Source organism: Paenibacillus sp. J23TS9, from assembly GCF_018403225.1.
Lineage (GTDB): Bacteria > Bacillota > Bacilli > Paenibacillales > Paenibacillaceae > Paenibacillus_AQ.
Genome location: NZ_BOSG01000003.1, coordinates 184502 through 196225, shown reverse-complemented (window position 1 = coordinate 196225; position 11724 = coordinate 184502). Strand labels below are relative to the sequence as shown.

The following is an 11724-nucleotide window of genomic DNA, read 5'->3' as shown; positions in this document are numbered from 1 at the left end:
TGTAAGGTAACTGTATTTTTAAAATTAGGGAAAATAGCAGCATTCCAAATAAAAATAAAAGAACTATAATTCATATATTAGGAAAAGGGGTTGTCATGATGGATTTGCATCTTCAAGGCAAAAAGGCGCTGGTCATCGCCTCCAGCCAGGGTCTGGGCAAGGCAATTGCCGCAGAGCTTGTGAAAGAGGGAGCGGATGTGATGATCAGCAGCCGCAGCGACGATAAGCTTGAGGCGGTACAGCAGGAGCTGCAGCAGCTCGGAAGCGGGCAAGTCGAGTACTACGCGGCGGATATTACGATTCCGCATGAGGTAGAAGGCTTAATCCGGTATACAGCCGAAACGTTTGGCCATATCGATATTCTGGTCAATAATGCAGGCGGCCCGCCATCAGGTACGTTTGAATCTTTTACGGACGAGGATTGGGAGAAGGCGTTCCAGCTGAATCTTCTTAGCTACGTACGTACGATTCGCTGTGCGCTGCCCCATATGAAGGAAAAAGGCGGCCATATCGTCAATTTGACGTCAAGCTCGATCAAGCAGCCGATTCCTGGACTTATTCTCTCTAACACCTTCCGTACAGGTGTGGCGGGCATGAGCAAGACCCTGTCGCAAGAGCTGGCACAATACGGGATACTGGTGAACACGGTAGCCCCTGGCCGAATTGCCACAGATCGCATCCAGAAGCTGGACGAAAGCAAAGCCGAAGCGAAGGGCATTACGGCCGAGCAGATGAAGGAACAGTCACAACAGGAAATTCCGCTCGGACGTTACGGAGAGCCTGAGGAATTTGCCAAAGCTGTCGTTTTTCTGTTGTCCGGAGCCAACACGTATATTACTGGCAGTACACTTGTGGTCGACGGCGGGCTGGTTGAAGCCCTATAGCCTTCGGCATTGATTGTTATAGATATCCGGTATTATGTTCAGGCAGCCGCTTCAAATTTCCTTTGAGATGTTGAGTCTTCTTTTGGTATGATGGGATTTAAAATACATACAAGGGGACGGATAAGGATGGAGGAGAACGGCAGGTACGGCATCGTGTCCGTAAATACCGGCAAGCCCATTACGGTGGAATATTTGGGAAAGCCGCTGACAACCGGTATATACAAGCATCCTGTTCAAGGCGAAGTGTTCGTGGGGCGCACGCAAATGGATGGAGACGGACAGGCGGATCTCAAACATCACGGCGGTGCCGATAAAGCTGTATGCGTCTATCCCTATGAGCATTACGCATACTGGGAAGATCAGCTTGATAAGAAGCTGGATTATTCCGCATTCGGCGAGAATCTGACCGTGACGGGACTGCTTGAGACGGCAGTTTGCATCGGGGATATTTTCGAGATTGGAGAAGTTGTGGTACAGGTTAGCCAGCCGCGTTTTCCATGCTTTAAAATTTCGAGCAAGCATGCGGTCAAGGACTTTCCGGCGCGGGTACTGGATACCGGTTACAGCGGCTTTTATCTGCGCATTTTGCAGGAGGGACGCTTAAGCAATGAATCTGTCATTGTGAAGCGCTCATCCCACCCCATGCAGGTTACGGTGGCTTCCGTACTCAAGCAGCAATCCCTTGGCCGCCGGCAGGCGGACCGGGAACAGCTGAAGCGGATGCTCGAAGTGGATGCACTGGCAGCGAATGTGAAGGAATCGTTTACCGAGTGGCTGCAGGAGACCTAAGGTCCAGAGTGCTTTTTGCCTTTGCATCATGCAAGCTGCGAACAGAATCTTTTAACTAAAAAAGCCGTTCCTGCCAGATACGTTCATCCGGCATGGGCGGCTTTTTAACATGAAGGAAGCATTATCTCAGCAGTTTCCACTCGCTTTGAATCATGCCGTAGATGGCGTGGTTCACAAAGCCCTGCGGCAGCAGCTCGGCTTCGCGGACGATACCCTCCAGAACAAAGCCCAATCTCTCCGGTATGGCCCGGCTGCGCAGGTTGCCCGTGGCACAACGGATTTCCACGCGGTTCAGGTCAAGCTCCATCAGCGCGTAATCCACGAAAGCCCGGCAGGCGCTGCTCATGATGCCTTGACCGACATATTCCTGTCCGAGCCAGTAGCCAATACTGACCGAGCGGTTATGCCAGTTGATTTCATGAAAGCTGATCATACCTGCAAGTTCTCCCTGCACCCAGATGCCTGAAGATATGGCGCCGTTCTCGGCTCCCTGCTTAATGGCGTTTCTCACAAAATTTGCGGTATGATCCACCTCGGTAATGGCATCGACCCAAGGGAGCCACTCGCGCAGCGTATCGCGTGAACGGTTGGTCAGGATAAACAGGGGGCGTGCATGCTGCAAAGCCAGAGGCTGCAGTTCAATATGATCGTCCAGAGGATATGTAAACATATACAGACCTTCTTTCTATGGAAGATGAGATGATACGGTTTGCCGCGCTTTTTGGTTTTCGTTTCCATGCTACCCTATTCAAAAGCCTCCGTCAAAGCAGAAAAGGCCGAATCATTGAACTATCCGGTCATTACAGGTATATTTAAATGAAACACGCTTATACAGAATAGATATAGAGTGGAGCAGGAAACTGCTATCGTTTCATTCTATTAGGGCGGACATAATTCAGGATGAAAGGTTGATTACTGTGGAGAAACCAAGCACCCCCTCCAATTTTATTAAAAACGTAATTACAGATGACCTGGAGTCCGGCAAAGTCCAGAAAGTGATTACCCGCTTTCCGCCGGAGCCTAACGGTTATTTGCATATCGGACATGCCAAGGCCATCTGGATTAACTTTACACTTGCGCAGGAATTCGGCGGTTCAACGAACCTCCGCTTTGATGATACAAACCCGATGAAAGAAGATGTGGAATACGTTAATTCTATAGAGGAAGACGTAAAATGGCTGGGCTACGACTGGACAAAGAAGCGCTTCGCATCGGATTATTTTGAAGAAATGTACAAACGTGCCGAGCTGCTGATCCAAAAGGGCAAAGCCTATGTGGATGACCAAAGCGCCGACCAAATCCGTGAAACGCGCGGAACCTTGACCGAGCCTGGACAAAACAGCCCCTACCGGGACCGCAGCATAGAGGAGAACCTCGGGCTGTTCCGCAGCATGCGTGCCGGTGAATTCAAGGATGGCGAAAAGGTGCTCCGTGCCAAAATTGACATGAGCTCGCCGAATATCAATCTGCGTGATCCCGTCATTTACCGAATTGCTCACGTCGCTCATCATAACACGGGAGATAAGTGGTGCATCTACCCAATGTACACCTTTGCCCATCCACTGGAAGATGCGATTGAGGGTGTGACGCATTCCCTCTGCTCACTGGAGTTTGAGGACCAACGTCCATTTTATGACTGGGTGATTGCAGAATGCGAAATGCCGAGCACGCCGCATCAATATGAGTTCGGACGCTTGAATGTGGCCCAGACGCTCACAAGTAAGCGCAAGCTGAAGCTGTTGGTGGATGAAAAGATTGTGGATGGCTGGGACGACCCGCGCATGCCGACGATCTCGGGACTCCGCCGCCGCGGCTACACGCCGGAAGCGATCCGCAGCTTCGTATATGAAACGGGCATTTCCAAAAGCCAGGGCTTGATCGATCTGCAAATGCTGGAGCATTTCGTCCGTGAGGATCTGAAGCTGAAGGCACCACGCACGATGGCTGTGTTAAAACCGCTTAAAGTGGTCATCACGAACTACCCTGAAGGGCAAGTGGAATGGCTGGAAGCCGAAAACAACACCGAAAATCCGGACATGGGCAGCCGTCAAATTCCGTTCTCGCGCGAGATTTACATCGAACAGGACGATTTTATGGAGAATCCGCCGAATAAATATTTCCGTTTGTTCCCTGGGAACGAAGTGCGTTTGAAGAATGCATACTTTATCAAGTGCAATGAGTTCATTAAAGACGAAGACGGAAACGTAACGGAAATCCACTGCACCTATGATCCGGCAACCAAAAGCGGCTCCGGATTTACTGGACGCAAGGTGAAGGGCACGATTCACTGGGTGGAAGCCACCCATGCTGTACCTGCGGAATTCCGTCTGTACGAGCCGCTGATCAAGCCGAAAGAAGAAGAGACCGTGGAAGCAGAGGAAGACGCTCAAGAAGCCGGAAAAGTGGAGAAGTCATTCCTTGACGAGATTAACCCGAACTCACTCGAGATTCTGCATGGATTTGTAGAGCCGGAGATGAAGGAAGCGGGAGCGCAGGATAAATTCCAATTCTTCCGTCATGGCTATTTCAACGTGGATCCGAAATATTCTTTGCCAGGCCAGCCGGTCTTTAATTTGATCGTATCGATGAAGAGCTCATTCCAGCTCCCTAAATAAGTTTGTTGTTCATATGCAATAGAAAAAGCCAGTGCAGAGAGAAGATTCTCTAAGCACTGGCTTTTTATTAGCGGTATTCTTCTTCAAACAGCTCCTCCAGCTCTTCCTCCGGTGAATCGGGTTTTGGGTGATGCCCCTGGAACCGGAGCCAGTACCACATGATGCCAAAGCCTATGGCCCCGAACATTGCCAGCATAAAGCCTATGTTATACATGGCTTGACCACCGAAGTTCTGGAACAACCAGCCTCCAGCCAGACTGCCGATCATGCCGGAGATGCCGCTCCAGGTCAAGGTGAACAGGGATTGCGCCGAAGCGCGGTGCACAGGAGGCACTAATTTGCTGACAACCTGGGTACCGACGAAAAAGTATCCGCCAAAGGTAAGGCAGTGCATGATCTGAATGATCGCAACCTCCAGCGGATGTGCGGCACCTGCCATGAGCAGCCATCGTACACAGAACAGCACGCTCACCAGGGTCAAGCAGCCGATCAGGGTGGAGAGGGAGCGTTTTAGATATCGGTGGAAGAGTAAGAGTACGGCGACCTCCAGAAAGGAAGACAGAAATACGGCTAATCCAACCATCGTCTTTGAGCCGCCTAGCTCCGTGATATAGAGCGACATAAAGGTATTATTCATCGAATTGGGCACCGAAACCAGCATGCCAAGCACAATAAAAGCGATGACATAGCGGTTAATAACTATTTTTCCGAAGCCTCTCAGGCGGATAGGCGGTGTCTCTGAGGCTGCCCTCAGCGGCGGAAGCAGCAGAACCGTACCGATGGCCAGCAGCAGGAGGCCGGTAATCAGAAACGACAGCCGTGATATGCCAACCTGATCGATAAGGATCCCGGCAGAGATGGCAATGACGGCCCATCCAATGGAGCCCCAGTTCCGGAAGGTGCTGAAATGCTGCGGTTTATCTGAGATATAGCCTAAAATGAGCGTGTTGCTCTGGGCAAAGAGTGGACTCTGAAAAAAGAAAAAGAGTATCATTGCCAAATAAATCATATTATACGTACCCGCATGAAATACAAATTGAATAAGCAGAAGAGTTCCAGTCATCATAAATAATAGAATGCGCCTCGCATTTTGCATGCGGTCACTCCAGAATGTCCAGAAAGGATTGGCGATCAGGGACACAAAGGGACCCAGTGCCATCAAGCTGCCGATTTCGAGTTTGTTCATGCCTGCATCCTGCAGGTATAATTGAAAAAAGCTGGTGAAGATCACCACGGTGCCGTAGATTAAAAAGTTAAAAGCCTTAAGCGGCAGTAGCTTGGACTCTTTTTTTACAAGTTCCTGCACGTTGCACATTCCTTTCCGACCGAATGCGAATCGACAGTGGCTTTTTTAGAAGCCGCCAATCCCACTTTATCATTTGTTGAAAAGGGATACAAACCAATAAGTGTTAAAGTATCCATTTGTATGGATTTTAAACGATAAATGGCTTGCGGTGATATATAATTTCTAACAAAATATAAAAATAGAAGGAAGTGATGGAATGACGGAAATGACAGGTGTTGTGCTGGCAGGCGGGAAGTCGAGCCGGATGGGAAGGAACAAAGCATTACTGAGGATGAACGGAAGAGAAATGATCATTGAATCCGTGATCCAGAGTATGGCTGCTGTAACATCCAGAATCATTATTTCAGCTAATGACACACAGGTTTACGAAGATTTGGGACATGAAATTGTATCAGACCTGTTTCCGATGATGGGGCCGCTATCAGGACTCCATGCTGCGCTTAGTATGGTGGAGACGCCATGGGTGATCGTTTCGGCATGTGATCTGCCTTTTGTCAGCGAAGGGATCTTTAAATATCTGAAAGAAGTAATTGAGAAGCGGGCGACGGGTGAAAAAGAGCCCGCGTACCAGGGCTTTATACCCTTAGTGGGGGGGAGAATCCAGCCGTTGGTTGCCGCCTATCATCTCAGCACGCTCCCCTCCCTTGAGAAATCACTTGCAGAAAATAAGCTGCGTATGACGGATTGGCTGAAAGAGCTCCACATTTGCTATATTCCGGAGGAAGAAATTCGAAACGAAACGGGACTCGATCCGGGACGGGAATTTTTCAACATGAATAACCCTGTAGATTATAAACAGGCCTTGGATGAAGATCGGGATAAAAATGAATTGGAATGATAACTTTGAACATTCCATTAAAATTTAAAATAATAAGGGTGGTTTTGGCATTTTATGTGAATTATATCACATAAGAGTCTCTAATGATAAGGTAAGGTTAAATCAGGAAGAAGAAAGCGTTATCTTGTCTGTAAGAATGGAGACAATTATGATATGGACCATGATAAAGGAGGATTCAGCTATGACGACGATGACTGTGAAATCGCTGCTGGACACCGCGAAAGGGGTACAATGGCTTCAGGGTAGAGGCTGGGTTTATCAGCTGCTGATCGATTTTCTGGAGAATCCGCCAAGCTTGTCGCAGATTGCTTTGTGGCAGCGGCAGGCTGCAATGCGCGAGGAACTGGCGCTGACGGAAGGGGGACGCCGGCTTCAGGAACATTGGGGCAAGCTGGAGCCTTGCGAGCTCTCGGATGAATGCCGTATGGAGACGAAAGAATATGAGCGTCTGTTTACCGGTCCGGACGCCCTTCTCCCTTGTGTATGCGAAAGTGTATACCGTACAACGGATCAAGGCAGCGGTCACCGCTGCCTGCAGCAAATCCGGGAAGCCTACGCGGGCTGCGGCATTGTATTTAACAAGCTGCAGAGCGAAAAGGATGATCATCTTACCATTGAGCTCGAGTTCATAGCCGTCGCGGGCGAGCATATGGATGACGCGCAAGGTTTGCCGGAGTGCCAGCTGATGTGGCTCGATACGCAGATTGATTTTCTGGAGAAGCATCTGCTGCAGTGGACGCCCCGTCTCTCGAACGAGTTAACGAGTCTCGCCCGCACTCCACTGTACCGGGAAATCGGGCATATTGTGAGCGAGTTTATTCCATATGATCTTCAAATGCTCCGCTTGCTGCGGGAAGAACTGGCTGGCTGATGCGTGGGCCGGTTGAATGGGCCATGCGTACAATCATCTGACCAGAAACGAATATGCAGCACAAAAAAGGACGCATCCACTCCCGGCAGGGAGGGAACGCGTCCTTTTTTATAATCAAAGCTTCAAATCTTAATCATCCACTTTGGGTTTGCGGAACTTCATCAGGAATTCGTACACAACCGGTACGATGACGAGCGTCAGCAATGTGGAACTGATCAGACCACCGATAACGGTAATACCAAGTCCTCTGGAGATGATACCCGCGCTGTTTTCCAGTCCCGACACCAGCGGAAGCAGAGCTCCAATGGTGGCAAGAGCTGTCATCAGGATCGGGCGAAGACGGGTGGCGCCTGCTTCGAGCAGGGCTTCACGCGTTGACATGCCTTCGCGTTCCTTGTGAATAACGCGGTCGATCAGCACGATGGCGTTGGTAACAACGATACCGATCAGCATGAGTGCACCCATGAGAGAGGATACGTTTAGCGTTTCTCCGCCAATCCACAGGCCGACAAGCGCACCGATGATCGTGAACGGCAGGGAGAACAGGATGGCAAATGGCGCAAGGCCGCCGCCGAAGGTCACAACGAGCACGAAATACACAATAGCGATAGCTGCTGCCATGGCCAAGCCGAGCTGTGTAAAGGTGTCATTGATCTGTTCGGTGGTTCCGCCGAACTTGATCTCTACGCCGTCAGGCTTATCGATTTTGTCGATCTGCTTTTGCAGGTCGGTAGAGGCCTGACCTACATTCGAAGATACGATGTTGGCTGTTACGTTCACGACCATTTTGCCGTCTGTGCGCGTAATCGTATCAGGGGAAGTCCCTTTTTCAACCTTGGCTACATCCTTGATCGGTACCTTCATACCGAGCGGGGATGTAAGGGTCTCATTCGAAATTTCATCGACACTCTTATATTCCTTGCTGTCCGCTTCAATGTACACTTTGTAGTCTTTGTTATCGACCTTGATCTCTGTGAGTACAGGGCGTTCCCGTACCGGGCTGAGCTTCATGGCGATTTGACCGGCTGTAAGGCCCATCGAACTGAGCTTTTGCTGGTCAGCGACAATGGTGTACTGATCATAGGCTTTGGACAGGCTGGTTTTTGCTTTTTCAAAATTGGTCTTGTCTGCTTCAACCAGCTTCAGAATCTGATCGGATACCGGCTTGATGTCATCCAGGCTGTTGCCGAATACGCTGACGCTGAGTGAGCTTCCGCCCATGCCGCCGGACATATCCATGGTAGCCCATTCACCCTTGGCGACCTGTTTTTTCAGACCTTCGACCAGGTTCTTCTTCACGTCTTCAAAATCCTTGGTGTCTTTCTTATATTCAACATAGAAGAGTCCGGAGTTTGAGGAAGATCCTCCACCCATCGGATTGCCGCTTCCACCAATGGAATACTGCATTTTATCTACGTTTGGCTGCTCAAGAATATACTTCTCGGCATCCAGTGCACGCTGCTCAACCGTTTCAAGCTGGGCACCCGGCTCTGGAGAGTAGGTTACCATCACATATTTATCTTCCTGTTCCGGCATGAAGCTGGTGCCGATGAGCGGTGTCAGGAAGCAGCTTGCAACGAGCAGGACCACGGCGAGTCCGAAAGTGATCAGCTTATGAGACAGCGACCAGTTCAGGATGCGTTGATAGCCGCGGGCCATTTTGCCGGGCTTGTCATGATCATGCTTTTTGGATGTTTTGATGCCTTTTTTGAACAGGGAATGCGCAAGCATCGGCACCAGGGTAATCGCAACCAGCAGCGATGCCAGCAGGGCGAAGACCATCGTAAGCGCAAACGGCATGAACAGTTCGCCAACCATGCCGCTGACGAAGGCAAGTGGCAGGAAGACGGCGATCGTAACAATCGTCGAAGACATGATCGGTACGAACATTTCACGGGTTGCTTCACGAACCAGCTCACGTCCACGCAGCTTCTCGCCGCCGCTGGTCATCCGACGGTATATATTCTCGATAACGACAATGGAGTCATCGACGACACGCCCTATGGCAACAGTCATCGCGCCCAGGGTCATCATGTTCAAAGTGATATCCATTCTCCACAATATCAGCAGAGCGATCAGCAGGGAGAGCGGAATGGACAGAATCGAGATGATGGTAGAGCGGATGTTTCTCAGGAAGATGAGAATAATGAGGACGGCGAACAAAGCGCCGAATACCGCTTTACTCATCATCGTGGATACCGCGTCTTCGATTGGTTTGCCTTGGTCAAGCAGAACGGTCAAGTTCATGCCTTTGAACTCGCCTTCAAGTTCCGTGGCTTTATCCTTCACGGCATTGACGACATCCACAGTGTTGGCATCATTATCTTTAACGATCTGCAGACCAATGGATGGCTTGCCGTTCGTACGGGAGACAGATTCTGCTTTGCCGATGACTTGAATATCAGCGATTTCGCTCAGCTTCACGGTTGGAATGCCGGCAGGAACGCCTTGAGCCGCATTGCCTTGTACGGCTGCTCCAGAACCTTGGGCAGCGCCACCGTTCGTACCTTGCGCTCCAGCAGGGGCTCCTTGGCCTTGGGCACCACCGGCGCCGGAGGCTGCTCCGCCTGAGCTAGGAATAACAGGAATCGTCAGGTTCTTCAGATCATCCAGTGAGATGATATTGCCATCCACAACGACGGCCTTCGAGGACTGATCCAGTGTGAACAGACCAAGAGGGACACGAATGGAAGAGCCTTGGACTATGCCCTTCACGGTATCTTCAGAAAGACCGAGCTGGGCCATTTTTTCTTTATTAAACTTCAGCTGCACTTCTTTGACATATTGCCCGGAAATGGAGATCGAGGCTACCCCGGGAATTTTCTCGAGTGCAGGCTCAACTTGATTCTCAATGTTCTTGGTCAGCTTCTCCAAGTCGTTGGAGTCGTCTGATGCACTAAGCGATACGACAGGGAAGGAGCTCATGCTGAATTTGGAAATGGTAGGCTTCTGAGCCCCTTCAGGCAAGGTCACCTCATTCAGTGCCTCACGGACAGCCGCGGTCGCCTGGTCCAGATCGGAACCATAATCAAACTCCATCGCAATGTTGGCGGCATTCTCCATCGAGGTGGAGGTGACGGTCTTCACGCCATCCACATTGCGCAGCCGCTGTTCGAGCGGCATGGTTACATCCTGTACGACACCTTCAGGGGCTGCCCCAGGATAAACCGCGGTGACACTTAGAAAAGGGATGTTAATGTTCGGTATCGTCTCTTGCTTCATCGACAAACCGCTGTAGAGTCCGGCTGCTGCCACGATGACGGTCAGTATCCAGACAGCAAATTTATTATTTAGTGAGAAATTAATAATTCCTTTCATTTCGCAGGTTTCTACTCCTCTCTATATACCTTTCAAATACGTTCATGAACGGTCAGTTCTTGAGTTTACATAAAGCAGGTAAATCTCCTTCAGTTCTTCACTCATCGGCGAGAGCTCCGGTATCTGTTCCAGATTGCTCATCATTCCGATCAGAATGGCCTTACGCGGCTCAATATCCAGTAGTTCCTTTTCAATAATCTGAATGGAATCGAGCGCGAATTCCCGCCTTGCCTCATCCATGTCGATCTCCTTCAGCTTATCTTTCATCTGCTTGGTTACCATCAGGGGATGACGCGGGCTGCCGGAAGCGTCCATATACTTCTCCATCCATTGTGACCAAATCTGCGTGGATATAAGTGGTTCCTTGCGCACGCGGAGCGTGCTGGCAACCACATCATCCAGAAGCGTGATCAGATGCTCTGCCATTCTGCGTACGTTCAGCGGTAACCCTGGAATCATCAGCATTCGGATATAACCGCTGAGCATCCCGCTGACGAACAGGGTAAGGTCCATGGTATACGGCTGTACATCCTGTCCGTAAATCAGGATCAGCTTGTTATGGAACCAATTCAGCGCATGCATATGCTTCTCGCGGAGGCATCCGTCCAGAGCGGGCTTCTTGCCGCCCATATGCTGGTCACGCATCTGCATCATGACGAATTCCCGCAGCTCAACCAGACGGTTCAAAAGAACTTCAACCTGCTTGTGAAGCTGTTCTTTGGGAGTCAGAAGATGCTCCTGCTCCACCTGCATGACACTGTCACGGATCATCCCCTCGCAGTACAGATAAATACTCTGCTCAAGCTCTTCCTTGGACTTAAAGTGCAAATAAAGGCTTCCTTTGGACATACCGCAGTACTCCGCGATTTCCTGCATAGAGGTAGATGATATCCCTTTGGTGGAAAACAGCTGCAGAGCGGTCTTCAGAATCTGCTTCTTTTTGTCCGCCAGTTTCTCAGACAAATGAACATTCACTCCTTTCTGAACACTTCGGTTCTCAATATGACCGTGTAGTCAAAATGATTATATTACAAAAGGCAGGGTAGATACAAATCTACGGTGTCGCTTCATGGTTTCCAGTTATTAGGCAAGCGTGGAGATAA

At 50.1% G+C, this 11724-nt stretch carries 9 protein-coding genes; 5 read left to right on the top strand and 4 right to left on the bottom strand.

Going from position 1 to position 11724, the window contains the following annotated elements; translation table 11 throughout:
• The first annotated feature begins 98 nt into the window (after positions 1-98).
• Positions 99-884 carry an SDR family oxidoreductase gene (locus KJS65_RS19420; protein WP_213651877.1) on the top strand — a complete coding sequence of 262 codons (786 nt, stop codon included), beginning with the start codon at positions 99-101 and terminating at the stop codon, positions 882-884.
• Positions 885-1010: 126 nt separating this feature from the next.
• On the top strand, positions 1011-1673 hold the full coding sequence (locus KJS65_RS19415; protein WP_213651518.1) for an MOSC domain-containing protein: 663 nt from the start codon (positions 1011-1013) through the stop codon (positions 1671-1673).
• A gap of 121 nt (positions 1674-1794) precedes the next feature.
• Here KJS65_RS19415 and KJS65_RS19410 read toward each other — a convergent pair whose 3' ends face one another.
• A complete protein-coding gene (locus KJS65_RS19410; RefSeq protein ID WP_213651517.1) occupies positions 1795-2343 on the bottom strand; it encodes a GNAT family N-acetyltransferase in 549 nt (182 codons plus the stop codon).
• 247 nt (positions 2344-2590) lie between these two features.
• Here KJS65_RS19410 and KJS65_RS19405 point away from each other — a divergent pair, with 247 nt between their 5' ends.
• A complete protein-coding gene (locus KJS65_RS19405) occupies positions 2591-4288 on the top strand; it encodes a glutamine--tRNA ligase/YqeY domain fusion protein (protein WP_213651516.1) in 1698 nt (565 codons plus the stop codon).
• A gap of 67 nt (positions 4289-4355) precedes the next feature.
• On the opposite strand, the gene KJS65_RS19400 is transcribed toward KJS65_RS19405, so the two are convergent.
• On the bottom strand, positions 4356-5603 hold the full coding sequence (locus tag KJS65_RS19400; protein ID WP_213651515.1) for an MFS transporter: 1248 nt from the start codon (positions 5601-5603) through the stop codon (positions 4356-4358).
• 187 nt (positions 5604-5790) lie between these two features.
• On the opposite strand from KJS65_RS19400, the gene mobA reads away from it, so the two are divergent.
• Together mobA and KJS65_RS19390 are read left to right on the top strand one after the other, a co-directional pair.
• Positions 5791-6432: a molybdenum cofactor guanylyltransferase gene (gene mobA, locus KJS65_RS19395; RefSeq protein WP_213651514.1), complete on the top strand. Its 642-nt coding sequence runs from the start codon at positions 5791-5793 to the stop codon at positions 6430-6432.
• Between the two features lie 181 nt (positions 6433-6613).
• On the top strand, positions 6614-7303 hold the full coding sequence (locus tag KJS65_RS19390) for a TorD/DmsD family molecular chaperone (protein ID WP_213651513.1): 690 nt from the start codon (positions 6614-6616) through the stop codon (positions 7301-7303).
• Between the two features lie 129 nt (positions 7304-7432).
• On the opposite strand, the gene KJS65_RS19385 is transcribed toward KJS65_RS19390, so the two are convergent.
• Together KJS65_RS19385 and KJS65_RS19380 are read right to left on the bottom strand one after the other, a co-directional pair.
• Entirely contained in the window at positions 7433-10621 is a 3189-nt protein-coding gene (locus KJS65_RS19385) for an efflux RND transporter permease subunit (protein ID WP_213651512.1), read from the bottom strand.
• Between the two features lie 42 nt (positions 10622-10663).
• Positions 10664-11584: a TetR/AcrR family transcriptional regulator gene (locus KJS65_RS19380; RefSeq protein ID WP_213651511.1), complete on the bottom strand. Its 921-nt coding sequence runs from the start codon at positions 11582-11584 to the stop codon at positions 10664-10666.
• Positions 11585-11724 lie beyond the last annotated feature (140 nt).